This window comes from Mycolicibacter acidiphilus, from assembly GCF_018455725.1.
In the GTDB taxonomy this organism is placed as follows: Bacteria; Actinomycetota; Actinomycetes; order Mycobacteriales; family Mycobacteriaceae; genus Mycobacterium; species Mycobacterium acidiphilum.
On record NZ_JAHCLR010000019.1, the window covers coordinates 28,998 to 53,501 of the forward strand.

Sequence of the window (24,504 nt, forward strand, 5' to 3'; positions counted from 1 at the left end):
GGCGCGCTCAGCCGTGCGGGGCCTCGGATATCGCACTGTCCGGCGTGCCCAACGTCTTGCAGTAGGTCGACACCGACAGTCGTGTTGCCGAGATCTCCAAGTGGTTCGGTTCCGAACCGCTCTTGTCTTTGAGCATCTTGGCGATTTCGTCGTCCTGTTTCTTCTCTTCCTGGCCGACGAAGTCGGAGCACTTCGTGTCGCCGCCGGTGTTGATCACCGCCGACTTCGAGCAGCCGCTGGACAGCAGCACTCCGAGCGCAATTGCAACGAACGCAACGTATTTCATCGTCATGCCTTCCGGCCGAACAGTCGCAGCAGCCAGAGCAGAATGATCGCACCCAAGACCGCGGTGAACAGCGTGAACCACCAACCGCCACCCGCCGTGTCGAGGAAGAAGCTGAGCAGGAATCCGCCGATCAGCGCGCCGACGACGCCGACGACGACATCGGTGACCAAGCCGTACTTGGTCTTCATCACGATGCCCGCGATCCAGCCGGCAACAGCGCCGGCGACGAGATAGCCGATCCAGCCGACACTGGTCAGTGTGGACGAACGGGCCAGGAATTCGGTAGCTGCCAGAACATTCATGGCAATCTCCTTTCAACGCCATCAGCACTGCATATTCGACGCCGTAAAAGTCTAGCCATTCCACGCGGCACTATGAGAAGAATGCGCGAACCGATCAGCTCATCGACTTCACGTGCCCCCGGTGCGCTGCCGGCGGGGTTCGATGCGTCCGGGGCACCATCGGAAACCGACACTGCATGGACCTCGACGGTGGCGTGCACGTCTACCGCAGCGAGACCTACCGCGTGACACGCGATGCGGTCCCACTGGGCGAGCCCGGCCCCCTCGGTTAACGCTCCGCACTGCTGGCGATCGGCGGAGAATTCGGTGCCGCTGTGGATCATCCGGGCGGATCACGGGCCGTCCGGACCCTATGGCCACGCGACGAAAACGCCCCCGGCCCAACAGGACCGGGGGCGTTCGTCAATCGATTTCGGCGCGTTCAGTGTCGCTGAGCGACGTTAATCGCGCCGAAATCCTCAGTGGGCGTGCCCGGCGTGGTCGGCGGCCTCGACAGGCTTGTCCACCACCGCGGTCTCAATGATGACGAATTGAAGCCGCGCGACACCCCGGTCTTCGCAAGCATTGTCCACCGACAATAACTGTCTTACACTTCCGATGTGCGGTTCGAGTACATGCCCCATGCTCGGCAGCACAGCATTGATGAACACGAGATGCGGGCCGTCATCGAGTACCCGCTACTGCGATACGCCATCACGACAAAGGGGTTTCCAGATGCGGATACCTACATGTTCATCGGCAACGTGGCCGACGACGGGCCCTGGATTGAGGTGGCCGCCGAAGATGAGGGCGGGCAGACGTGGATGGTGTTCCACGCGATGATGCTCACCCCGAAGACGGCCTCGGAAATCTATTCGTACTCCAATGGCTCGGTGGACCTGCGGAACGACTGCGTCGGACAGCGGAAGTTCATCGGCCCTCAGCACGGAAAGGAGCACTGAGATGCCCAAGCGAACCGCCGACGACTACGCGAAGATGAGCGCCGAGGTGGAGTCAGGCGACTACACCGTCCGAGGTCCCATTGAATCGGGAACCACTCTCCGTATGGGCCGCCCAGTCGGAGACAGCCGCCGCGGCGCCAGCCCCACTCGAACGGTCCGCCTCGCCGCGGAACTCGACGCCAGGCTCGCCGAGTACGCCGAACACACCCACCTCAGCCCCAGCGAGATCATGCGCCGTGCCCTAGACGATTACCTGCGCCGGCTCGGCGCGTAGCACCCGGACAACAACACCCCCGGCCCAACAGGACCGGGGGTGCCGTCGCAACTACCAACTAGTGCGCGTGCCCGTGATGCCCGTGCCCGGCGTGGGCGTCGGCCTCGACCGGCTTGTCCACCACAGCCGTCTCGGTGGTCAGCACCATCCGGGCCACCGATGCGGCGTTGAGCACCGCCGATCGGGTCACCTTCACCGGGTCGACGACACCGTCGGCGGCCAGGTCGCCGTAGGTCAGCGTGGCGGCGTTGAAGCCATGCCCGGCCGGCAGTTCGGCGACCTTGCTGGTCACCACCGCGCCGTCCACGCCGGCGTTGGTGGCGATCCAGTGCAGCGGTGCGCTCAGCGCGGCCGAGAACACGTCCACCCCGGTCGCCTCGTCACCGGTCAGCGAAGCCCGCAGCTCGGTCAGCACCGACCGTGCCTGCAGCAGCGCGGTGCCACCGCCGGAGACGATGCCCTCCTCGACTGCGGCCTTGGCCGCCGCCACCGCGTCCTCGACCCGGTGCTTCCGCTCCTTCAAAGCGGTCTCGGTGGCCGCCCCGACCTTGATGACCGCGACGCCGCCGGCCAGCTTGGCCAGCCGCTCCTCGAGCTTCTCGCGGTCCCAGTCCGAATCGGTGGCCTCGATCTCGGCGCGCAGCTGCTTGACCCGGCCGGCGATCGCCTCGTCGGTGCCGCCGCCGTCGACGATCACGGTGTCGTCCTTGGTGACCACCACCCGCCGGGCCGAACCCAGCAGGTCCAGGCCGGCGTCGCGCAGCGTCAGCCCCACGTCAGGGTTGATCACCTGACCGCCGGTGACGACCGCCAGGTCCTCCAGGAACGCTTTGCGGCGGTCGCCGAAGAACGGCGCCTTGACCGCGACGGCCTTGAGGGTCTTGCGGATCGCGTTGACCACCAGCGTGCTCAGCGGCTCACCCTCGACGTCCTCGGCGATGATCAGCAGCGGCTTGTTGGCCTCGACGACCTTCTCCAGCAGCGGCAGCAGATCCGGCAGCGAGCTGATCTTGTCGCGGTGCAGCAGGATCAGCGCGTCCTCCAGGACGGCCTCCTGCAGGTCGAAATCGGTGACGAAGTAGGCCGACAGGAAACCCTTGTCGAAGCCGACGCCGTCGGTGATCTCCAGCTCGGTCGAGAGCGTCGAGGACTCCTCCACGCTGACCACACCGTCGTTGCCGACCGTGGTCATCGCCTCGCCGACCAGCTCACCGATCTGCTCGTCACGCGAGGACACGTTGGCGACCTGCGCGATCGACTCCTTGCCGGCGACCGGGGTGGCCGCGGCCAGCAGCGCCTGCGAGACCGCATCGGCGGCCTTGGCGATGCCGGCGCCCAGGGCGATCGGGTTGGCGCCCGCGGCGACGTTGCGCAGGCCGGCGGAGATCAGCGCCTGGGCCAGCACGGTCGCGGTGGTGGTGCCGTCACCGGCAACGTCGTTGGTCTTGGTGGCCACCGACTTCACCAGCTGGGCGCCGAGGTTCTCGAACGGGTCCTCCAGGTCGATCTCGCGGGCCACGGTGACACCGTCCATGGTCACCGCCGGACCGCCGAACGCCTTGGCCAGCACCACGGTGCGGCCGCGCGGCCCCAGCGTGACCCGGACCGCGTCGGCGAGCTTGTCGACCCCGGCCTCCAGAGCGCGTCGGGCGGTCTCGTTGAACTCAATCTGCTTGCTCATAGCTCATTCCTCATAAACGCGCACCGCCCCGGAATCTCCCGCGATTGCGGGGATTTCCGGGGCGGGACACGATGGCTTTTTTCGGGGCTTACTTGTTGACGACAGCCAGCACGTCGCGAGCGGACAGGATCAGGTACTCCTGGCCGTTGTACTTGATCTCGGTGCCGCCGTACTTGCTGTAGACGACGACGTCACCCTCGGCGACGTCCAGCGGGATCCGCTTGGTGCCGCCCTCGTCCCACCGGCCGGGGCCGACGGCGACAACGGTGCCTTCCTGCGGCTTCTCCTTGGCGGTGTCGGGGATGACCAGACCGGACGCGGTCGTGGTCTCGGCCTCGTTGGCCTGTACGAGGATCTTGTCCTCGAGTGGCTTGATGTTCACGCTCGCCACGATTGGAGCCCTCCACTTGATCAGGGTGTGGGTTCGGGGCTGCTCCCCGAACCCTTTGGGGAATTACGCTGTGGCGTTCGTCCGTGCCCTCGCGTCGTCGTCGCGGGTGCCGAGCCAGGGATTGTCCGACTGCCACCTAGCACTCTATACATGCGAGTGCTAGCACTCAAGGTCAACCCGTTGCTGCCTTTCCCAGCGGCCCTCCAGGCATCCGTTCGATACTGGATCCCATGTTGACGCGCATCCGCAGCATCGCCGCCGCAACCGCCATCGCCCTGGTCGGCATCACCGGGACCGCCCACGCCGACGGCCAGATGTACGGCGACCCCGAGGCGGCCGCCGCCTACTGGCGCTACCAGCACCAGGAGGACTGCGGACTGATGGCCATCGCCGACGTCGTCGGCCAGCTGACCGGGCACGAACCGCTGCAGATCGGCATCGAACTGCGCGGGTTGTTCAGCAAGAGCCAGACCCATCAGGGCAGCATCTACGAGTTCGACGGCACCTCCCCCGGCGACATGGTGGTGCTGCTGCAGCAGTACGGGATCGCCTCCGACCTGACCACCGGCAACACGATGAGCCAGTTGGAGCAATACCTGGGCGCAGGCCACAAGGTGATCGCCGGCCTCAACGCGGAGACCATCTGGAACTACCCGCCGGACCAGGGGCAGCACACCAGCGCCGACCACGCCGTCGTCGTCACCGGGGTCGACACCGCCAACAACGTCGTGCACCTCAACGACAGCGGCACCCCCACCGGGCGCAACGAGCAGATCCCGACGGCCACCTTCGAGCAGGCCTGGGCGACCGGGGACAACCTGCTGATCGTCACGCGGGCGACCAACAGGCTGTAGCGGCGTCGGCCGATGACGACGCGCTGCACGCGGTGAAGGACCGGCTGCGCGGGGAGAGCAAGACGCTGGGCAAGCTCGCTCCGAACTGTTGTCGCAGGCACTGGCGGTGCTCGATCGGCAGTGAGGGTGCGGCCGCGCTACCGATCGGCAGGTACCAGTGAAACCAGCGTGCCGGTGCCGCTCGGGGCGGCGACCAACGTAGCGCCGACGGCCCACATCGGCGGTGGCTTGTCGATCTGCCACAGCACCGCACAGGTGTCGCTATCGACGGCCACCAGTGGGGCGCTGGAGGATTGGTCGGCGAATTGGCCGATCACGACGGCGCCGTCCGAGCCGACGAATCGGTGCCCCAGCGGGAGACCCGGGCACGACGAGACCCGCGCGCCGGTCTTCAGGTCGAACTTGTCCCAGACACCCGCCGGGTCGTCGCGCGCCGATCGGTTGCCGATGAAGAGATTGGCGCCCAGAAACCGGGAGGCGTTGGGCGACATCTCGACCTGCACGATCACCATCGGCGTACCGCGGCCGTCGAATATCAGCTGGGTTTCACCGCGGCCGCCATGCCGGAAGCTCAGCCAGGGCAGCTTGCCGTTGCTTTCCTCGATGGCGATCGCACCCTTCGGCGGTTGGTACTGGCCGACCACGCGGCCACGTTCGTCGTAGAACCGGAAGCCCTGCAGGTGCTCGGGATCGGTGACGAGGAACCCACCGCTGTAGGGCGTCACGTGTCCAGGGACAGTGGCCGCGACGGTGCCGTCAGCGGTGGAGAACACCGTGGTCGGTCCCCCCTTGGCTTGGGTCACCGCAAACTCCGGCGAAATCGACGAGGGCCTGTCATCGCCCTCGACGAACCAGGTTGGCTTCCCGTCGTCGCCGATCCCGTGGGTTCCGCCGTGGTAACCGATGGCGACCGCGTACGCACCGAGCTGCTCGACTGTCAGATCCGATTCGTCCCGGATCGACGGCTTGAGGTCGGTGGGCGCGTTGGTGATGATCCGGCCCGCGTCGGCGTCGACCACGAAGATCTCGTAGCCATTGCGACTGTCGGTCTCGCTCAGGCAGATCACCCGGTCCGGTCCGTTGGTGAGACAGGTCGATAGCCCAGCGCCGATCTGCACCGGTGTGAACAGCGGTCGGCCGTGGACGACGTCGACGCCCAACAGCCATCGATCGGTTGCTCGGGTCAAGTCCTCGAGCACGAAATACGCCTTGTCGCCGACGCTGCCGACGTATTCGGTGAACTGCGCACCGGGCTTACCCGGCTCGGGCAGCAGCGCATTGATATCGATGGTCCAGCCAGTCACCGGCTTGGTGCGCATCGACGGGAGCAGTTGCTGACCGGCCACCCCGGGCTTGCCGGGGTAGGAGACGGGCGGAATGTCCACCGCGCCGAAGAACGACCCGAAGGCACGGGCGCCGGCCACGACGACGGCCAGCGCCACGACGACCGACCCGACGATCCAGTACCACCGCGGACCCGATCGCGCTGAGGGCGTCGGACCGGGCGGCGGACCCCAGCCGGGGTAACCGCCCGGCGGCACGCCTGGATACATTCGGTCCTCGCTTCGTTGAGCTAGTCGGCGGGGGTGGCGCGGACGACGGGCAGGCCCGGGTCGGTGGCGACGTCCAGCGGCGACGGCGGCGCCCCGGCGGCGATCAGGTGCGCAGCAAATGACGCGATCATCGCGCCGTTGTCGGTGCACAGCCGCGGTGACGGCACCCGCAGCGTCAAACCGGCTGCGGCGCAGCGCTCTTCGGCGAGCTCACGCAGCCGGGAGTTGGCCGCCACTCCCCCGGCGATCAGCAGCGTGGAGACGCCGAGGTCGGTCGCGGCGCGCACCGCTTTCATGGTCAGCACGTCGGCGACGGACTCCTGGAAGCCCGCGGCGACATCAGCCGCCGAGAAGTCGGGGTGTGATTCCACGTAGCGCGCGACGGCGGTCTTCAAGCCGGAGAAGCTGAACGCGTAGGGGGCATCACGCGGGCCGGTCATGCCGCGCGGGAACGTGATCGCGGTGCGGTCGCCGGTGCGGGCCAGTTCGTCGAGCACCCGCCCGCCCGGATAGCCCAGGTGCAGCAGTCGGGCGACCTTGTCGTAGGCCTCGCCGGCGGCGTCGTCGACGGTGCTGCCCAACTCCACGATCGGTTCGCCGAGTGACCGCACGTGCAGCAGGTGGGTGTGCCCGCCGGAGACCAGCAGGCCGACGCATTCGGGCAGCGGCCCGTGTTCGTAGACGTCGGCGGCCAGGTGCCCGCCGAGGTGGTTGACGGCGTAGAACGGCACCCCCCAGGCGGCCGCGTACGCCTTGGCGGCGGCCGCGCCCACCAGCAGCGCACCGGCCAGGCCGGGTCCGATGGTGACCGCGACGGCGTCCGGGCGCTGCAGCCCGGCGGCGTCCAGCGCGCGGCGCATGGTCGGGCCGAGCGCCTCCAGGTGCGCCCGCGACGCGATCTCCGGGACCACGCCGCCGAAGCGGGCGTGCTGGTCCACGCTGGAGGCCACCTCGTCGGCCAGCAGCGTCACCGACCCGTCGGTGCCCAGCCGGGCGATGCCGACTCCGGTTTCGTCGCACGAGGATTCGATGGCCAGCACGACGGTGCTCATCGGCGTGGCTCCCGTCGCATCGTGTAGGCGTCGGCGCCGTTGCGGTAGTAGCGTTTTCGCAGCCCGATGTCGACGAATCCCACGTCGCGGTAGAGCGCGATCGCCGCCTCGTTGTCGGTGCGCACCTCCAGGTACACCACGGCGTCACCGGCGAACTCCAGCAGGGTCTCCAGCAGCCGGCGGCCGATGCCCCGGCCCTGGTGGGCGGTGTCGACGCCGATGGTGTGCACCTCGTATTCGAACGGTTCGGCGCGGCCCAGCCGGGCGATGCCGGCGTAGCCGACCAGGGTGTCACCGATCCGGGCGCCGACGTAATGCTGATCGGCCGCGCCGACCGCACGGCTGAACGCCTCCGCCGGCCACGGGTCGTCACCGTCGAACAGCTGCGCCTCCAACTGTGCGCAGCGCTGCGCGTCGGTGGCGACCAGCGGTCCGATCCCGACAGCCGGCGCCGGGGCGGACGGTTTGGCGTCCGGTCGGCGCAGGTACAGCGGCCGCAGCGCTGCCGGCGCGGCATCCCAATCCGCCACGGCGGCAACCAGTCCCGCCGGGCCGGGGTGGGCGATGTCGAGCACCGGGAGTCCGAACAGTCCGGCGTGCGCCGGCGACCCGGCAACGGCCCGCGCCGCACCCGGGTCGACGTCGGCGGGGGCGTTGACCGCGGGGCCGGCGACCCGGACACCGCCGGAGTAGCGCGCCCAGTACACCTCGCGCCGGCGGGCGTCGGTCACCACCAGCAGCTCATCGTGACCCGCGGCGGCCACCGCGATCGCGTCCAGGCTGCACACCCCGTGCACACCGATGCCCAGGGCATGCCCGTAGGCGGCGGCGGTCGCCATGCCGACCCGCAGCCCGGTGAACGGCCCCGGCCCGCAGCCGACCACCACCGCGGCCAGATCGGTCATGGACAGTCCGGCGTCATCCAGTGCGGCAAGCACATTGGGGGTTAGCCGCTCGGCGTGCGCACGTGGATCGATGGTGGTGCGCTCGGCCAGCACGGTGCCGCGGTCCGCGAAGTCCACCAGGCCCGCGGTGACGGCGGGGGTGGCGGTGTCGATGGTCAGGATCGCTTGTGTCACGGCAGGTTCCATCGCCAGGTGACGGTGCGTTCGGTCTCGTCGTCGCCGCGGTGCAGGCGCACGTCGAGGTGGCGGTCCGACAGCCGCTCGGCCAGCCCCTCCCCCCACTCCACGACGACGACGGCGTCGTCGAGTTCGGTGTCGAGGTCCAGGGAGTCCAACTCGCCGAGCAGATCCAGTTCAGGGTCGTCGAGCAGCCGGTACATGTCGACGTGGATCATCGCCGGCGCGCCGGGCCGCCGCGCCGGGTGCACCCGGGCCAGCACGTACGTCGGCGAGGTGACCGGTCCGTCGACGTCCATGCCCTGCGCGATTCCCTTGGCCAGCACGGTTTTTCCGGCACCGAGCGGCCCGGTGAGCACCACGACGTCACCGGCGCGCAGCCCGCGTCCCAGTTCGGCGCCGAGCGCGACAGTGTCCGCCGCGGTGGGCAGCGCGGCGGCGCCGTCCGACAGGCCCGGCGCGGCGGCGTCAGACATCGGCGCCCCGATGGGTCCGGGTGACCCGCCCGCGCGGGCTGTTCACCACCTCGTAGTGCACGGTGCCCAGCGCGTCCGCCCAGTCCTGTGCCAGCGGTTCGCCGCGGGTGCCGGGCCCGAACAGGATGACCTCGTCGCCCTCGGCGACGTCGACGGGGCCGGGCCCCAGGTCGATGACGAACTGGTCCATGCAGACCCGGCCGACGTTGCGGCGGCGCCGGCCGTTGACCAGCACGTCGAACCGACCGCTCAGCGGACGGAACACCCCGTCGGCGTACCCGATCGGCACCAACGCCACGGTGGTGTCGGCGTCGGCGACCCAGGTGTGCCCGTAGGAGACACCCTCGCCCGCCCGGATCGAGCGGACCAGCACCACAACGGATTTCAGCGTCATCGCCGGGATAAGACCGAGGTCGCCGCGTTCCGGCAGCGGACTCAGGCCGTACAGCGCGATGCCGGGCCGGACCATGTCGTAGGTCAGGTCGGGGCGGGTCATCAGCGCCGCGGAGTTGGCCAGGTGCGCCACCTCGACGTCGAAGCCGGCCGCACGGGTGGCGGCCAGCGCGTCGGCGAAGCGCCCGGCCTGCACGTCGTTGTGCGGGCTGTCGGGTTCGTCGGCGCAGGCCAGGTGCGACATCACGCCGCGCACCCGCACCGCCTCCTCGGCAGCGGCGGTCCGCAGCGCGCTCAGCAGGTCGGGCAGGTCCGCCGGGTCCACCCCGTTGCGGTTCATCCCGGTGTTGACCTTCACCGTCACCGTGGCGGTGACACCGGTGCGCTGGGCTGCGTCGACGACCTCGCCGAGTTGGCGCACCGAGGAGACCGCAACCTGCACGTCGGCGGCGAGCACCGGTGCGAAGTCGGTCCCGGGGCGGTGCAGCCAGGCCAGCACCGGGGCGGTGATGCCCGCGGCGCGCAACGCCAGCGCCTCGTCGACGGTGGCGACGCCCAGTTCGGCCGCGCCCGCGGCCAGTGCCGCGCGGGCAACCTGCGGGGCGCCGTGGCCGTAGCCGTCGCCTTTGACGATCGCCATCAGCTGCGCGGAGCCGGCGTGACCGGCCAGCACCCGCACGTTGTGGGCGATCGCGTCCAGGTCCACCACGGCCTCGGCGAGCAGGGGGTATTCCTGCGTTCCGGGCGGCGGGGTCAACGTATGCATCCCCGCGATTCTCCCAGAACCCGCCACCGGGCCGTGCCACCACGCCCGTCAGCCGTGCGTCAGCGGCGATACCCCATCATTCCGCCGGACATCCGCTGCTCCCAGTACGGGTCGACGGGCCGGCACGCCGCGGTGAACACCTTGCTGCAGTCGTGGCGGCGCTCCTCGCCGTGGATCGGCGAGCCGTCATGCCCCGGCGGAGCGGGGGAGCTGGACCGCGGCACGTTCGCGGCGTACGCACGGAACCGGGAATCGTCATCGACCGGCAGGAATCCCACCAGCGAGACGCCGGCCACCGCCCCAGTCATCACCTGTATCGCTCTACGATGTTTCATCGAAGTTAACTGTAACAGGTTATTTCCTGTGAGTCGTTGGAGATATTCGGTCCAGCGTGTCCCGACCGGGGCTAATGCGCGAAATGCCCCTCGGCGTAGTGGGTGCCGGGCTTGAGGTGATCCAGCGAGGCCACCGCCTTCATGATGTCGTCGAACAGCGCCCGGGCCAGATCGGCCGAGAGCCCCTCGCGGACCACGACGCGCAGCACCGAGACGTCCTCGGCCCCCTCCGGCATGGTGTAGGCCGGCACCTGCCAGCCCGAGGTGCGCAGTTCGTGGGAGATGCCGAACTCGGTGTAACCGGGGTCACCGGACAGCCGGAAGGACAGCACCGGGATCGCCGACCCGTCGCTGATCACGTGGAACCGTCCGCTGGCGGCCAACTGGCTGCTCAGCCAGCGCGCGGTGTCGCTCAGCGTGCGCATCACCTCGAGATAGCCGGCCCGGCCCATCCGCAGGAAGTTGTAGTACTGCCCGACGACCTGGTTGCCCGGCCGGGAGAAGTTCAGCGTGAACGTCGGCATGTCCCCGCCGAGGTAGTTGACCCGGAACACCAGTTCCTCGGGCAGGTACTCGGCCGAGCGCCACACCACGAATCCGATGCCGGGGTAGGTCAGCCCGTACTTGTGGCCGCTGACGTTGATCGACACCACCCGCGGCAGCCGGAAGTCCCACTTGAGGTCCGGATGCAGGAACGGCACGACGAAGCCACCGCTGGCCGCGTCGACGTGCACCGGCACGTCCGGGCCGCCGTCGGCGGCCAGCTTGTCCAGGGCCGCGCAGATCTCCGCGATCGGCTCCAGCTCCCCGGTGTAGGTGGTGCCGAGGATCCCGACCACGCCGATGGTGTCCTCGTCGACCGCGGCGACGACCTGCTCGGGGCTGATCACGTAGCGGTCCTCGCCCATCGGCAGGTAGCGCGGCTCGACATCGAAGTAGCGGCAGAACTTCTCCCACACCACCTGCACGTTGGAGCCCATCACCAGGTTCGGGGTGCGGCCCTTCCAATCCTGCCCGGCGGCCTGGACCTTGTTGCGCCAGCGCCACTTCATCGCCAGCCCGCCGAGCATCACCGCCTCACTCGATCCGACGGTGGAGACCCCGATCGCGCTGGACGGGTCGTCGTCGCGCAGGTCCTCGGCGTGGAACAGGTCGGCGACCATGCACACGCAGCGCTGCTCGATCGCCGCGGTCGCCGGGTACTCGTCCTTGTCGATCATGTTCTTGTCGAACGACTCGGCCATCAGCTTGTGGGCTTCCGGGTCCATCCAGGTGGTGACGAACGTGGCCAGGTTCAGCCGGGAACTACCGTCGAGCATCAGCTCGTCGTGGATGAACCGGTAGGCGGTCTCGGGGTCCATCGCCTCGTCGGGCATCCGCAGCGCCGGGATCGGCGCGGTGAACACCCGGCCGGTGTAGGCGGGAGCGATCGAATGGGCGGGAACGGACGGGTGCGACATCAAGACTCCTACAACTGGCCGATAGCGGTGCGGATGTGGGCGAGGATGCGCGACGCCGATGTCGGCGCATCCCGGGGTCCGGGGTCGGCGGCCGAGGCGGCCGCAGCCCGAGCATGAACGAACGCCGCCGCGGCGGCGGCCTCGGCGGGCCGCAGGCCCGACGCCAGCAGGGCGCCGATCATCCCGGACAGCACGTCGCCGGAACCGGCGGTGGCCGCCCAGGACGATCCGGCCGGGTTGAGATAGGCGCACCCGTCGGGTTCAGCGACGACGGTGACGTTGCCTTTCAACAGCACGGTGGCGCCGAGTTCATCGGCGAGGGCGCGGGCGGCGCCGACCCGGTCGGTACCGGGCGGGCGACCGGCCAACCGGGCGAACTCGCCGGCGTGCGGGGTCAGCACGGTCGGGGCGGTCCGGTCGATCACCAGGTCTTTGTGGGCGGCGAGGATGGTCAGCGCATCGGCGTCGACGAGCACCGGCAGGTCGGTGCCGAGCGCGAACCACAGGGCGGCCGCGGCGGCGTCGTCGGTGCCCAGCCCGGGGCCGACCACCCACGCCTGCACCCGGCCGGCGGCGGCCGGACTGGGCGCGGCCACCACCTCCGGCCAGTGCGAAACGACTTGCGCCGCAGCACGTCCGGCGTAGCGGACCATGCCGGAGGTGGCGGCCACCGCCGCCCCGGCGCACAGGATCGCCGCACCCGGGTAGGTCGCCGAGCCGGCCAGCACCCCGGTGACGCCCTGGGTGTACTTGTCATCGTGCGCGCCGGGCGCCGGCCAGCGGGACAGCACGTCGGCGGCCTCGAAGCCGTGGATGTCGGTGGCCGGCAGGTCCAGGCCGATGTCGATCAGTTCGACCCGCCCGCAGTCGCCGAGTGCATGCACCGGCTTGAGTCCGCCGAACGTGACGGTCAGTGCGGCGCGCACCGCCGGGCCGTCGGCGACGCCGGTGTGCGGGTCGAGTCCGCTGGGGATGTCGACGGCGACCACCGGGATGCCGGCGTCGCTGACGGCGGCGAACACCTGCGCGGCGTCCGGCCGCAGCGCACCCCGCCCGGAGATGCCCACCACGCCGTCGATCACCAGATCCGTCGCGGGCGGCACGGCGTCGACCACCCGCCCGCCGGCGGCACGAAACGCCGCCAGCCCCTTGGCGTGGGCACGCGCCGGATTGAGCAGCACCGCGCTCGCCGACGCGCCCCGGCGACGCAGGAAGGTGGCCGCCCACAGGGCGTCGCCGCCGTTGTCCCCCGACCCGATCACCGCACAGACCCGCCGCCCGGCGATCCCGCCGGCGCGCGCCCTCAACTCAGCGGCGATCGCGGTGGCCAGACCGAACGCCGCACGCCGCATCAGCGTCCCGTCCGGCAGCCCGGCCAACAGCGGTGCCTCGGCGGCGCGAATCTGCTCGACCGTGTAGTAGTTCCGCATTACCGGCCACCCTACGTCGCCCCGGTTGTGAAGACCCTGACAATCAGGGCTGCCGCGCGGCCCTGGTCAGCGGGTAGCAGCAGAGCCCGATGACGACGGCTGCGAAGTGGCCGATCGCGGTGAAGTCCAGGTGGATGACGAGCGGGACCATGAAGATCACCAGCAGCGCCGCCAGGTAGCCCCATCGCCACGGCCGGCGCACCCGGTAGGTGAGCACCGCGGCCATCCCGGCCAGGAAGTAGCTCACCCCGATGTCGCGGGCGTAGGTGAGCCGCTCGGACTCCCGGTGCAGGTTGATCAGCACGTACAGCGCCGTCTCGCTGACGTAGGTGGCGCCGACGTGCGCGGCCAATCCCACTGCGGCCCACCGGCGTTGCCCCAGCCAGTGTTCGGCCGGCGCCAGGATCAGGGTGAACAACACCAGGTACGGCGTCCAGTCCTTGCCGTCGATCCACAGCAGGCTGGCGATCAGCACCTCGAACGGGTCGGTCGCCAGGTGGTGCAGGTTGGTCGACTGGTCGATGAGCACGCTGTGCAGGTGGCGTCCCGCCACGTTCTGGATGACGGTGGTGACGCCCAGCGCGAGCAGCCACAGGTAGGTCAGCGGCGCGCTGCGGATGAAGTGCCACGCCGCGGTCGCGCGGGTCTTCACGTCTGCCACGGCGTACAGCGTCGCACAATCGGCGATGTGGACTGGTCGCAGTTCGTCATCCGGTAGCGCGGGTCTCACCAGTAACAGGCGTACCGCCGGCGGACCACTGAGGTGTTGTGGAAAACGATCTCGCCGGTGATATCAATAGTCAGACGATCCCCGTACCGGCCTCGCGGTACCCGAGTGCCACAAGAGGTCGCAGCGCCCGCTCAGAACACCCGACTGTCCGGTGCCGCGATGACGAACCCGTGGGTGACGGCCGGCCCCTTGGCGACACCGTTCTCGTGCGCAGCGTTGAGGACGCAGACCATCTCGGTGCCCGGCGGAGTCCCGCACACCAGAGACTGGGTGGGCGAGAAATCCCAGAACACGATCTTGTGGCCGGGCATCAGCATCGTCGTCGGGACCTTCGCCGGGTCACCGAGCAGGCCGGCCGGCGCCGTGGGCAGGAACAGCGCCGGGCCGTCGCCGTCGGCGTAGACCGCGGCGAGGCTGACGCTGTGGGTGCCCGCCGGTGCGCCCGGGAAATTCCCGGTGCAGGCCAGGCTGTGCGTCACCTTCCCGCGGCTCTTGCGGCAGGCCAGCCCACTGGGGGTGGTGAACGCCAGATCCGGGATTCCGGTGAGGTCGGCGACCGTGGCCGGCAGCGGTCCGCTGGCGTCGATCAGCGGGCTGAGGTCTGGCACATCCGGCGCCGCAACGGCATTGGGAACGGGCAGCACCAGTGTCGCGGCAGCAGTCATCGCCACAAGCAATCGTCGCATCGGAATCCTCTACTCGACCGTGACCGACTTGGCCAGGTTGCGTGGCTTGTCCACGTCGTACCCGCGGGCCTGCGCGACGCCGGCGGCGAACACCTGCAGCGGGATCGTCGACAGTAGCGGCTGGAAAAGTGTTGGCACCGCGGGGATTTCGATCAGATGGTCGGCGTACGGCCGGACCGTCTCGTCGCCCTCCTCGGCGATCACGATGGTGACGGCGCCACGCGCCTGGATCTCGCGGATGTTGGAGAGCAGCTTGGCGTGCAGCATCGCGGCGTTCTTCGGCGACGGCATCACCACGATCACCGGCAGGTCGTCCTCGATCAGCGCGATCGGTCCGTGCTTGAGCTCACCGGCGGCGAACCCCTCGGCGTGCATGTACGCCAGCTCCTTGAGCTTGAGCGCACCCTCCAGCGCCACCGGGTAGCCGACGTGCCGGCCGAGAAACAGCACAGCACGCGACGACGCGAACCGTTGCGCCAACTCCCCCACCGAGGCGATCCCGGCCAGCACGTGCGACACCAGTTCCGGCATCGCCTCCAGCTGGCGGTACTCGCGCTCCACCTCGTCGGGGTACTTGGTGCCGCGGGCCTGCGCCAGCGCCAGCCCGACCAGGTAGTTCGCGGTGATCTGCGCCAGGAACGTCTTCGTCGAGGCGACCCCGATCTCCGGCCCGGCGCGGGTGTAGAGCACCGCATCGCATTCCCGCGGGATCTGACTGCCGTTGGTGTTGCAGACCGCGAGCACCTTCGCCTTCTGCTCCTTGGCGTGCCGCACCGCCTCCAGGGTGTCGGCGGTCTCGCCGGACTGGCTGATCGCCACCACCAGCGTGCTGCGGTCCAGAACCGGGTCGCGGTAACGGAATTCGCTGGCCAGCTCGACCTCCACCGGCAGTCGCGCCCAGTGCTCGATCGCGTACTTGGCCAGCAGCCCGGAGTGATACGCGGTGCCGCAGGCCACCACGAACACCTTGTCGATGTCGCGCAGTTCCTGCTCGGACAGCCGCTGCTCGTCGAGGATGATCCGGCCCTCGTCGAAATGCCCCAGCAGGGTCTCGGCGACCGCGGTGGGCTGCTCGGCGATCTCCTTGAGCATGAAGTACTCGTAGCCGCCCTTCTCGGCGGCGGACAGGTCCCAGTCGATGTGGAAGGTGCGTGCCGAGGCGGTCACGTCGTGGCCGTGGAAGTCGCTGATCGTGTAGCCGTCGGCGGTGATCACCACCGCCTGGTCCTGGCCGAGCTCGACGGCGTCGCGGGTGTAGCCGATGAACGCCGCCACATCGGAGCCGAGGAACATCTCGCCGTCGCCGACGCCCACCACCAGCGGGGTGGATCGCCGGGCGGCGACGATGGTGCCGGGCTCGTCGGCGTGGGCGAACACCACGGTGAAGTGGCCCTCCAGCCGGCGCAGCACCGCCAGCGCCGACGCGGTGAAGTCCCCGGCGGTGGGCCCGTCGGCGTACTCGCGGGCCAGCAGCTGGACGGTGACCTCGCTGTCGGTCTCGCTGGCGAACTCCACGCCGGTGCGCTCCAATTCGTCGCGCAGCACCGCGAAGTTCTCGATGATCCCGTTGTGCACGACGGCGAACTTGCCGCCTGTGTCGGTGTGCGGGTGGGCGTTGCGGTCGGTGGGCCGGCCGTGGGTGGCCCACCGGGTGTGGCCGAGCCCGGTGCCACCGACCAGCAGCGCCGGATCGGTCTCGGCGAGTTGGGCTTCCAGGTTCGCCAGTCGGCCCGCACGGCGGCGGACGGTCAGCTGCCCGACCCCGTCGACGATCGCGATGCCGGCCGAGTCGTAACCGCGGTATTCCATCCGGCGCAGCGCTTCGACGACGACGTCTTTGGCCGGCCGGGGCCCGACGTAGCCGACGATTCCGCACATAGCCGATAAGAGTAGTGCAACGGCGCCGGAGCACCGGAAACTTCGCAGGTCAGGGACGTGGCCCCGGCCCGAGGTAACCGGTTACCTGCTCGATGAATCGGTCGAGGTCACCGAGATCGTCGTTGCGTGCCCTGAGCAACCGAAGAACCCGTACTTCATCGACCACGCTGCAGCACCGCCTCGGCGAACTGGCGGTGCGCGCGGGTGATCCGCGGCAATTCATCGAGGTAGATCTTGCGGGTGGTGGCTTCCCAGACCACCCGGACAGCCGGGTCCTGTTCGAAGATGAGCTTTCCGTGCAACGCGATCCGGCCGGCAAGCTCAAGCGGGGCGGTGTTGAGCACCAGCAGGTCGACCCTGGGCGGCAGCACGACTTCGAACGCCGGCGGAACGTTGCCGTCGAAGTAGGCGGCGGGGTTGCCCACCGTTCGATTGTCGCACCGCACGGCGGTCCGGTGAGGCCGACACAGTGGCCGTCGCCGTGCGCTACCGTCATCGGGTGGCCAGCACCAAGCGGCTCTACGCTGCGTTGACTCGACCCGGCCCGCACCGTGCGCTGCGCGGCGATCTGGCCTTCGCCGGGCTGCCCGGCGTGGTGTTCACCCCGGCGTCGGGTTACAACCTGCCCGCGGTCGCGTTCGGCCACGACTGGCTGGCCCGCGCCGAGCGGTACGCCGGGCTGCTGGAGCACCTGGCGTCGTGGGGCATCGTCGCGGTGGCCCCCGACACCGAGCGCGGGCCGCTGCCGTCGGTGCTGAACCTCGCCGCCGATCTGGGCCGGGCGCTGGACATCGCCACCGGCGTGCGACTGGGGCCCGGCCGGATCAGCGTCAACCCGCGCAGGCTTGCGGTCGCCGGGCATGGTTTCGGTGCCTCGGCGGCGGTGTTCGCCGCGGCCGAGCGGGCGAGCAACCTCAAGGCGGTGGCGGCGATCTTCCCCGCCACCACCCATCCGTCGGCCGAGCAGCCGGCGGCGACACTGACCGCGCCGGGTGTGGTGTTCAGCGCCCCCGGTGATGCGACGACGCTGCGCTCGAACGCCCTCGAACTGGTGCGGGCCTGGGACGCCGGGTCGCTGCGGGTGGTCAACAAGGTGACACCGGCCGGGCTGCCCGAGGGCCGGCGGCTGACCGGGTTCTTCGGGTTGCCGACGTCGGATCGGCGCACCCAGCGACGGGTGCGCGCCCTGCTCACCGGATACCTGCTGGCGCAGTTGGCCGGCGACAAGACCTACGCGGCGTTCGCCGACCCGGAGGCGCATCTTCCGCACACCGCCGAGCCGGGTGAACTGCCGGAACTCGCCACCCCGGAGGAGAAGTTCGTCGCGCTGTTGAAGTAGGGCGGCAGTACCCTCACGTCATGGTGTCGGACGCCTCCAACGAACTGCGCGCGACCATGAACGACCACTTCAACCGAGTCGACCGAGGGGTCGCGGAGGCGCTCGCGGGGCTCGACGGCCTCATCACAGGCCAACAGCAGATCATCGGCTTGATTCAGGGCCTGATCGATGACCGGAACGAAAGCGGGCCGGGCACCCGCTGACTCAAGCGGCCCCGACACCGGCGCGGGCCGACTGTGTCGTGCGACACCCCGGAGGCCAAGATGGGGACATGGATATCGCTGCGCCGACGACGACGCTGGTCGATTTGCTGCGCCGGCAGGCCGACCGGTACGGCGACAGGGTGGCGTTCAGCTTCGCCTACAACGGGGACGACGACGGCCGCAGCGAGCTCAGCTATCGGGAACTGGACCGGCGCGCCCGGGCGATCGCGGCGAACCTGCAGCGGCACGGCGCCGCCGGCGAGCGGGTGCTGGTGATGGTCCGCCCGGGCCTGGACTTCATCGCCGGGTTCTTCGGCTGCCTGTACGCCGGCGCGATCGCGGTGCCGGTGCACCAGAAACTGGCCCCACGCCTGCAGGTGGTGGTCCCCGACGCGCAGGCCAGGTTCGCGCTCACCGCCACCGAGACCCGGGAGGCGACCCGCGCCGCGGTCGCCGGGATCCCCGGCGCACCCGAGCAGTGGTTTCTCACCGATGCCGGCGCCGACCCCGACACCTGGACGGCTCCCGGCATCGACGCCGACTCCCCCGCCCTCATCCAATACACCTCGGGCTCAACGCGATTGCCCAAGGGCGTGGTGCTGACCCACCGCAACCTGCTGCACAACGTCGACACGATCCACCAGGCGTGGAACGGCGACGACACCTCGATCGGCGTGTATTGGCTTCCGCCGCACCACGATATGGGTTTGATCGGCGGCATCCTGGAGATGTTGCACCTGGGCTGCACGACGTATCTGATGTCGCCGACGGCGTTCGTCAAGGAGCCGATGCGGTGGCTGCGGCTGATCTCCGGGCGTCGCGGTGTGATCACCGCGGCGCCGAACTTCGCCTACCAGATGTGCGTCGACGCCAGCACCGCGCAAGAGCGTGCGGCACTGGATCTTTCCGGCCTGACCACCGCTATGAACGGCGCCGAGCCGGTGCGAGCGTCGACGCTGGCGGCGTTCGCCGACGCGTTCGCTCCGGCCGGCTTCCGCCTGGGCTCGTTCTTCCCGGTGTACGGCCTGGCCGAGGCGAGCCTGCTGGTCTCCGGCGGGTCGGATTCCGGGATGCCGGGCGTGCGCTACGTGGACCGTGGCGCGCTCGGGTCCGATCGCGTCGTGGACATCGCGGCCGACGCCCCTGCTGCGACACCGCTGGTGGGGTGCGGGCGACCGCGCGGCGACCAGGACGTGATCATCGTGGACCCGGTGACGTTTGAGTGCTGCGACGTCGACGAGGTCGGTGAGATCTGGGTTTCCGGACCGAGTGTCGCGGTCGGTTACTGGGGGCGTCCCGAGGAGACCGAGCAGACCTTCGCCGGGCGCACGGCCGACGGCGCCGGCCCCTACTTGCGCACCGGCGATCTCGGATTCCTGTGCGCCGGTGAGCTTTTCATCACCGGTCGGGTCAAGGACCTGGTCGTCATCGACGGGCACCACTACTACCCCAACGACATCGAGGCCACCGTGGCAGCCTGCCACCCGGCACTGGCCGCCGGACGCGGCGCAGTGTTCGCGGTGCCGCCGATGCCGGGGGCGGTGGAGCAGTTGATCGTGGTGCAGGAGGTGGACCGTGAACAGGCGAGCGATTCCGTCGTCGACGCCATCCGCTCGGCGGTCCGCGCACGGCACGGCATCGAGGCCGGCGCGGTGGTGCTGGTCGAGCCGCGCTCGCTACCGGTCACCTCCAGCGGCAAGATCCAGCGCGGGCAGGCCGCGCAGCGGTTCGCCGACGGCACCCTGGCGGTGCTGGCACGGTGGCAGGCGCCGGCGCCGGCGCTGGCGGACCTGCAGGCCGCCGCTGACACGCTCGCGCAGTTGCAGGCGGCCGCGGCCCTGCAGGGCGACCCCCGACCCGGCGGATAGCGCCCTATATATAGCAGTGCACCCCTGCCGCGGAGGTGACTCCGCAGCAGGGGCGCCGTGCTGTCGGGTGACTAGCTGGCGTCGCCCAGGTCGTTGATCAGGCCGGTCAGGATGTCCTGCATGCCGAGCAGGGCGCCCATCGGGCCGATGCCCTCACCCACGATGTGGTTGAGGCCCAGGATGTTCGCGATGGACGGCAGACCGCTGAGGTCCAGGCCGACGGCGTTGAACAGCGAGCCGCCGATGGCGGTGTCACCGACGCCGTTCTGCACCAGCCCGGTGCTGAACAGGCCGCCGAACGCGAAGCTCAGGTGGTCGATGCTGACACCCTCGGGCAGCTTGATGACGTCGGACTCGCCGATCAGCGGGATCAGCTCGTCCAGGTTCAGGGTGGCGCCGTTGAGGAAGCCGTTGAACATGTTCGCCGGCAGGTTGATCAGCTCCTGCAGCGCGGCGTCGGTGTCCGGGGTGTCGGCACCGAGGTCGGCCTGGATGGCGTCGATGCTGTTCAGCGCCGCCACGATCGGGGCGATCGACGGGCTCAGCGCACCCAGCAGCACCCCGCTCATCGGGGAACCCGCGAACGTCAGCAGCGACAGGTTGTCGCCCTCAAGCGGGTCGATGCCGAAGGTGTGACCCAACGGGTTGGTGCCGTTGAGCACCGAGAAGAAGGTGCCGTGGCCCTTGTCGAGCACGTGCTGGGCCAGCGGGGTGACGTGCTGACGCAGGTAAGTGGTCACGTCGGCACCCTCGAGGTCACCGAAGCCCTGGAAGGTCAGGTCGTTGAGGAGGTCCTTGCCGTGGTCGGCGAGCGCGTCCGGGTTGGCCTTGAGCGCCTCACTGAACGCCTTGGACACCTCGTCCGCCGCACCGGACAGGATCGCCTGGTTGGCCTTGGCGGTATCGATGGCCTGCTCCCAGGCGCCGGTGAAGTCGAGGTCGGCGGTGAGCGCGACGTCGTGGGTGACGTGGGCGTCCAGCGAGCCGAGCGCCACCGGGGTGACGGCGACCATGCCGGCGGCGACCAGCGCGATGCCGGCGGCGACGTAGGGACGGGACACGTTCTGCATGTATATCTCCTGTTGCGATGAATGCACGCTGTGCGTACATCTGTTCGTTTACATCAGAAGCCTACATGTACATGTGTGATCGCTTGTAATCGGCATAGCAATCACTGTTAGTCACCGAAGACAGATTCGCCTACGCGGCGAGTGGCCCCCTCCGGGCGGAGGGGGCCACTCGATGGCGGGCCGGTCCTACAGACCCGCGAACACGTCAGCCAGCGGGCTGCCGTCGCCGTCCCAGCCGAGCGCACCGGCGATGATCTGGTCCAGGTTCTCCAGCGCCGCCAGCGGGCCGAGCGCATTGCCGGGCGCCGGCAGGCCTATCGCGGTCAGACCCAGCGAGTTCAGGATCGAGCCGCCGATACCGGCGTCGGCGCCCATCGCCTCGCCGCCGACCTCCAGTGCGGTTCCGCCCGGCGACAGCAACCCCGGGCGGCACCGGCGGTGACGTAGAGACGAAGGGCGTGCTGCATCAACGGAACTCCTGGATTGGGGTTTGATCCGCGACGGCCTGCCACGGAGACCCGACAGTGACGGTCACCCTCGTGCGAGGGTGACCGTCACTGCGGATGGTTGGGAACTCAGATCGCGAGATCGAGAGCGTCAGGGACCTCGGGCGTCGGCACGGTGCCGTTGAGCACCTCGGCGAGGACCTGGCCCAGACCGGCCAGCGCCGCGAACGGCCCCAGTCCGTTGGCAGGCAGATCCAGGGTTCCCAGGACGGGCACACCGTTGATGTTCAGCCCGAGTGAGTTGAAGATCGACCCGCCGATCTCGGCATCACCGTGACCGGCACCCAGGCTGAGCAGGCCACCGAAGCCCAGGCTCAGGTGCTCGATGCTCATGCCCTCCGGGAACGGCAGACCCGCGTCCTTGATCAGCGGCACCAACGCGTCCAGGTCGAGGGTGGCGCCGTTGAGGAAGCCGCCGAGCATGTTGGCCGGGATGTTGATCAGCGCCTGCAGCGCCGCGGTCGGGTCGGCGTCCGTACCGCTGAGGTGGTCGCTGACGTCCTGGAAGCTGTTGACCAGCGCCACCAGCGGGGCGATGGACGGGCCGAGCTGACCCATGATCAGACCGCTCGCCGGCGATGACACGAAGTTCACGACCTGCTGGACGTAGTCGGGAACCTCCGGGAACTGGCCCTCCGGCATCTGCCCGGTCAGACCCCAGTACATCAGGGTGTGGTTGTTGTCCAGGCTCCACTCGGTCAGCGGGTTCAGGAAATTCTTCTGGTCGCCACCCAGGAACGTCACCGCCTCCAGCAGCTCCTTACCGTCGACGTCCGGCTTGGCCGCCATCGCTTCGGACAGCGCGGTCTGAGCGTCCTTCAGTGCGGCCTGCACCGTGTCGAGGTTGCCCTTGGCGGTGTCGATGACGTCCGTCCACGCCTGGGTGAAGTTGAGGTCGCCGAGGTCCAGCGCGGAACCGGCGGTCAGCCCTATCTCGGGCATGACGTGCAGGTCGGCGGCGGATGCGGCCATCGGGGTGATAGCGATCATGCCGGCGCCCATCAGGGCGACACCGGCGGTGACGTAGGGACGAAGGACGTGCTGCATCAACAGGGCTCCTGGCTTGGGAAATTCGATCCGCGACGGTCCGATGCGGAATGTGGCGTAACAGAACTTAGCTTAAGGCGATCTGAGTCTCAACTGGATGCGTTCCCAGCCAATGGTCACGTCGCACACCGTTTCGTACACCTGCCCACTCATCGAACAGGCCCCGATTAACCATCGGGCCAGGTGAAGCCGATATTTTGCCTGACATGCAGCCCAGGCAGGCAAGGGTTACGTTGGTGAACCATCTGCCGGCAAGGTAAATAAAATGCCGTTACTAGGATTCTCCTGAAGGGCGCATGGCCTCCCCGGGCCAGCGTCCGCACGCCCAGAAACGACGACGGGCACCCTCCCGCAGGAGGATGCCCGTCGTCGTCGTAGGAATCTAGCCGCAGGGAGTTAGAGGCCGATACTGCTCAGGTCAAAGCCGCCCAGCAGCGCGGACAGCCCGTCGACCGCTTCCGACGAACCCGAGGTGGTGTCCGGGGCGGTCAACGCCGGCAGGTCCCCGGACAGCCACTGCGAGAGGAAGTTCTCGATCATCGTGGAGGCGGCCAGCGGCCCGACACCGTGCGGAGTCAGGTCCAGGGTTCCCAGTACCGGTACTCCCGCCAGGCCGACGCCCAGACCGTTGAAGATCGAGCCGCCGACGCTGCCGATCGCGCTCGGCGTCGTCTCGTCCCCCAGAGTGCCGATGACATCGCCGGGGCTCAGCAGACCACCGAAGCCCAGGCTGAGGTGGTCGATCGACAGGCCGGCCGGGAGCGGCAGATCCAACTTCGCAAGCTCCGGAACCAGCGCGTCCAGGTCGAGCGTGGACCCGTTGAGGAAGCCGTTGAGCATGTTTGCCGGGATGTTGACCATCTCCTGCAGTGCCGCCGTCGCGTCGGCGACGTGCCCGTCGGCGGTGCTGAGGTCGGCACTGATGGCCTCGAAGCTGTTGAACAGCGCCACCAGCGGGCTGATCGACGGGCCCAGCGCCCCGAAGATCTGGCCGCTCAGCGGAGACGCGAGGAAGTTGACGATCGGCAGGATGTCGTCGGGCAGCACGGGGGTGCCGCCGGTCAGAGTGCCGGCAGGGTCGGTGATCACGTCGAACATCAGCGCATGGTTGTTGCCGAGCGTCTGCGGAACCAGGTGATCGATGAAGTTCTTCTGGTCACCGCCCAGGAACGTCAGCGCGTCCCCGAGCTGCTTGAAGTCCAGATCCTTGAAGTCGACGGTCTTCAGCGCGTCGCTCAGCGCACTGGAGGCGTCCTTCGCCGCGGTCTGCAGCGCGGTCGCGTTCTCCTTCGCGGTGTCGAACGCGTCCGTCCAGGCCTGGGTGAAGTTGATGTCACCGAGATCGGCGCCGGCGGTAAGGGCGACGTCGGGCATCGCGTGAAGGCCGACGGCCGACGTGGCGGCGATCGGGGTGATGGCGATCATGCTGGCGCCCAGCACCGTGACACCGGCGGTCACGTAGGGCCGAAGTGCTTCGTGCATCGAAATCTCCTCAGAAGTTGATCCGCCCCCGTGAGGCAGGAAGTGCAAACCACAAGATCGAGCTTAGAACAGCATAAGTTACATCTTGAATTTACGCCATCGTCAACCGGTAAATTTTTCGCAGACCGTACACATCGTCGAGATTCGGCCAACCCGAACGGCAACATAGATGCAGGTGGTTGCAGTCTTCATTGCTCAAGATGCCAACCTTCACCCGACTCCGCCGGCTGGTGGCAGACAGTCCGCGGTAGTGAACGACTCACGCCATCCGTGAACTTCCCAAGGAAGCGCTTAGGCGTGGAGCCCCAAGTCCACCCAGCCGCCGAATCCCCGGTGCTGAATGACCCGGGCACTGACCCGCGGGCCGGTCGCATGTGCCGTCGTGCCCGCCTCTGCGCGACGTTGAGACTGGTATTGCT

Annotated in this window: 26 protein-coding genes; 6 read left to right on the forward strand and 20 right to left on the reverse strand. The window is 69.0% G+C overall.

Annotated features, from left to right (window positions below; genetic code table 11):
- Window positions 1-7: 7 nt before the first annotated feature.
- Window positions 8-286: a hypothetical protein gene (locus KIH27_RS11050; RefSeq protein WP_214092993.1), complete on the reverse strand. Its 279-nt coding sequence runs from the start codon at window positions 284-286 to the stop codon at window positions 8-10.
- A 2-nt stretch (window positions 287-288) separates the two neighbouring features.
- A complete protein-coding gene (locus tag KIH27_RS11055; RefSeq protein WP_214092994.1) occupies window positions 289-588 on the reverse strand; it encodes a GlsB/YeaQ/YmgE family stress response membrane protein in 300 nt (99 codons plus the stop codon).
- Between the two features lie 599 nt (window positions 589-1,187).
- Here KIH27_RS11055 and KIH27_RS11060 point away from each other — a divergent pair.
- Window positions 1,188-1,529 (forward strand): hypothetical protein, encoded by a 342-nt coding sequence (locus tag KIH27_RS11060; RefSeq protein ID WP_214092995.1) that lies wholly within the window; start codon window positions 1,188-1,190, stop codon window positions 1,527-1,529.
- Between the two features lies 1 nt (window position 1,530).
- Window positions 1,531-1,803 carry a CopG family ribbon-helix-helix protein gene (locus KIH27_RS11065; RefSeq protein ID WP_214092996.1) on the forward strand — a complete coding sequence of 91 codons (273 nt, stop codon included), beginning with the start codon at window positions 1,531-1,533 and terminating at the stop codon, window positions 1,801-1,803.
- A gap of 58 nt (window positions 1,804-1,861) precedes the next feature.
- On the opposite strand, the gene groL is transcribed toward KIH27_RS11065, so the two are convergent.
- Together groL and groES are read right to left on the reverse strand one after the other, a co-directional pair.
- Window positions 1,862-3,484, reverse strand: a complete 1,623-nt coding sequence (gene groL / locus KIH27_RS11070) for a chaperonin GroEL (protein ID WP_214092997.1) — start codon at window positions 3,482-3,484, stop codon at window positions 1,862-1,864.
- Window positions 3,485-3,572: 88 nt separating this feature from the next.
- On the reverse strand, window positions 3,573-3,875 hold the full coding sequence (gene groES, locus KIH27_RS11075; protein WP_214092998.1) for a co-chaperone GroES: 303 nt from the start codon (window positions 3,873-3,875) through the stop codon (window positions 3,573-3,575).
- A 230-nt stretch (window positions 3,876-4,105) separates the two neighbouring features.
- Between groES and KIH27_RS11080 the strand changes: the two genes are divergently transcribed.
- Window positions 4,106-4,729, forward strand: a complete 624-nt coding sequence (locus KIH27_RS11080) for a C39 family peptidase (protein ID WP_214092999.1) — start codon at window positions 4,106-4,108, stop codon at window positions 4,727-4,729.
- Window positions 4,730-4,866: 137 nt separating this feature from the next.
- On the opposite strand, the gene KIH27_RS11085 is transcribed toward KIH27_RS11080, so the two are convergent.
- The 12 genes from KIH27_RS11085 to KIH27_RS11140 all read right to left on the reverse strand — a co-directional run bounded on the left by KIH27_RS11085 (window position 4,867) and on the right by KIH27_RS11140 (window position 16,995).
- Window positions 4,867-6,282 (reverse strand): 9-bladed beta-propeller domain-containing protein, encoded by a 1,416-nt coding sequence (locus tag KIH27_RS11085; protein ID WP_214093000.1) that lies wholly within the window; start codon window positions 6,280-6,282, stop codon window positions 4,867-4,869.
- Window positions 6,283-6,302: 20 nt separating this feature from the next.
- Window positions 6,303-7,334 (reverse strand): tRNA (adenosine(37)-N6)-threonylcarbamoyltransferase complex transferase subunit TsaD, encoded by a 1,032-nt coding sequence (tsaD, locus tag KIH27_RS11090; RefSeq protein WP_214093001.1) that lies wholly within the window; start codon window positions 7,332-7,334, stop codon window positions 6,303-6,305.
- The gene (gene tsaB / locus KIH27_RS11095; protein ID WP_307856846.1) at window positions 7,331-8,413 is read right to left on the reverse strand and encodes a tRNA (adenosine(37)-N6)-threonylcarbamoyltransferase complex dimerization subunit type 1 TsaB; all 1,083 of its coding nucleotides are present in this window, start codon (window positions 8,411-8,413) and stop codon (window positions 7,331-7,333) included. Before tsaB ends, tsaD begins: the two co-directional genes overlap by 4 nt.
- Window positions 8,410-8,892, reverse strand: coding sequence for a tRNA (adenosine(37)-N6)-threonylcarbamoyltransferase complex ATPase subunit type 1 TsaE (gene tsaE / locus KIH27_RS11100; RefSeq protein WP_214093003.1), 483 nt, complete (start codon window positions 8,890-8,892; stop codon window positions 8,410-8,412). The genes tsaB and tsaE overlap by 4 nt, the downstream gene beginning before the upstream one ends.
- Window positions 8,885-10,051 carry an alanine racemase gene (gene alr / locus KIH27_RS11105; protein ID WP_214093004.1) on the reverse strand — a complete coding sequence of 389 codons (1,167 nt, stop codon included), beginning with the start codon at window positions 10,049-10,051 and terminating at the stop codon, window positions 8,885-8,887. Before alr ends, tsaE begins: the two co-directional genes overlap by 8 nt.
- A 59-nt stretch (window positions 10,052-10,110) precedes the next feature.
- Complete coding sequence (locus tag KIH27_RS11110; RefSeq protein ID WP_214093005.1) at window positions 10,111-10,386, reverse strand: hypothetical protein; 276 nt, start codon at window positions 10,384-10,386, stop codon at window positions 10,111-10,113.
- A gap of 71 nt (window positions 10,387-10,457) precedes the next feature.
- A complete protein-coding gene (gene gad / locus KIH27_RS11115) occupies window positions 10,458-11,846 on the reverse strand; it encodes a glutamate decarboxylase (RefSeq protein WP_214093006.1) in 1,389 nt (462 codons plus the stop codon).
- 8 nt (window positions 11,847-11,854) lie between these two features.
- Complete coding sequence (locus KIH27_RS11120; protein ID WP_214093007.1) at window positions 11,855-13,276, reverse strand: NAD(P)H-hydrate dehydratase; 1,422 nt, start codon at window positions 13,274-13,276, stop codon at window positions 11,855-11,857.
- 43 nt (window positions 13,277-13,319) lie between these two features.
- Window positions 13,320-13,937, reverse strand: coding sequence for a rhomboid-like protein (locus KIH27_RS11125; protein ID WP_214093008.1), 618 nt, complete (start codon window positions 13,935-13,937; stop codon window positions 13,320-13,322).
- A 200-nt stretch (window positions 13,938-14,137) separates the two neighbouring features.
- Window positions 14,138-14,692 carry a hypothetical protein gene (locus tag KIH27_RS11130; RefSeq protein ID WP_250149941.1) on the reverse strand — a complete coding sequence of 185 codons (555 nt, stop codon included), beginning with the start codon at window positions 14,690-14,692 and terminating at the stop codon, window positions 14,138-14,140.
- 9 nt (window positions 14,693-14,701) lie between these two features.
- Entirely contained in the window at window positions 14,702-16,570 is a 1,869-nt protein-coding gene (gene glmS / locus KIH27_RS11135) for a glutamine--fructose-6-phosphate transaminase (isomerizing) (RefSeq protein ID WP_214093009.1), read from the reverse strand.
- Window positions 16,571-16,725: 155 nt separating this feature from the next.
- Complete coding sequence (locus tag KIH27_RS11140; RefSeq protein ID WP_214093010.1) at window positions 16,726-16,995, reverse strand: nucleotidyltransferase domain-containing protein; 270 nt, start codon at window positions 16,993-16,995, stop codon at window positions 16,726-16,728.
- 74 nt (window positions 16,996-17,069) lie between these two features.
- Here KIH27_RS11140 and KIH27_RS11145 point away from each other — a divergent pair, with 74 nt between their 5' ends.
- The 3 genes from KIH27_RS11145 to KIH27_RS11155 all read left to right on the forward strand — a co-directional run bounded on the left by KIH27_RS11145 (window position 17,070) and on the right by KIH27_RS11155 (window position 19,980).
- On the forward strand, window positions 17,070-17,909 hold the full coding sequence (locus KIH27_RS11145; protein ID WP_214093011.1) for a dienelactone hydrolase family protein: 840 nt from the start codon (window positions 17,070-17,072) through the stop codon (window positions 17,907-17,909).
- A 20-nt stretch (window positions 17,910-17,929) separates the two neighbouring features.
- Window positions 17,930-18,112 (forward strand): hypothetical protein, encoded by a 183-nt coding sequence (locus KIH27_RS11150; protein WP_214093012.1) that lies wholly within the window; start codon window positions 17,930-17,932, stop codon window positions 18,110-18,112.
- Between the two features lie 68 nt (window positions 18,113-18,180).
- A complete protein-coding gene (locus KIH27_RS11155; RefSeq protein ID WP_214093013.1) occupies window positions 18,181-19,980 on the forward strand; it encodes a fatty acyl-AMP ligase in 1,800 nt (599 codons plus the stop codon).
- Window positions 19,981-20,051: 71 nt separating this feature from the next.
- On the opposite strand, the gene gjpA (KIH27_RS11160) is transcribed toward KIH27_RS11155, so the two are convergent.
- The 4 genes from gjpA (KIH27_RS11160) to gjpA (KIH27_RS11175) form a co-directional block, all read right to left on the reverse strand.
- A complete protein-coding gene (gene gjpA, locus KIH27_RS11160) occupies window positions 20,052-21,050 on the reverse strand; it encodes an outer membrane porin GjpA (RefSeq protein ID WP_214093014.1) in 999 nt (332 codons plus the stop codon).
- 186 nt (window positions 21,051-21,236) lie between these two features.
- Window positions 21,237-21,470: a hypothetical protein gene (locus KIH27_RS11165; RefSeq protein WP_214093015.1), complete on the reverse strand. Its 234-nt coding sequence runs from the start codon at window positions 21,468-21,470 to the stop codon at window positions 21,237-21,239.
- A 155-nt stretch (window positions 21,471-21,625) separates the two neighbouring features.
- Window positions 21,626-22,603, reverse strand: coding sequence for an outer membrane porin GjpA (gene gjpA / locus KIH27_RS11170; RefSeq protein ID WP_214093016.1), 978 nt, complete (start codon window positions 22,601-22,603; stop codon window positions 21,626-21,628).
- Window positions 22,604-22,999: 396 nt separating this feature from the next.
- Window positions 23,000-24,085 carry an outer membrane porin GjpA gene (gene gjpA / locus KIH27_RS11175; RefSeq protein ID WP_214093017.1) on the reverse strand — a complete coding sequence of 362 codons (1,086 nt, stop codon included), beginning with the start codon at window positions 24,083-24,085 and terminating at the stop codon, window positions 23,000-23,002.
- Between the last annotated feature and the right edge of the window lie 419 nt (window positions 24,086-24,504).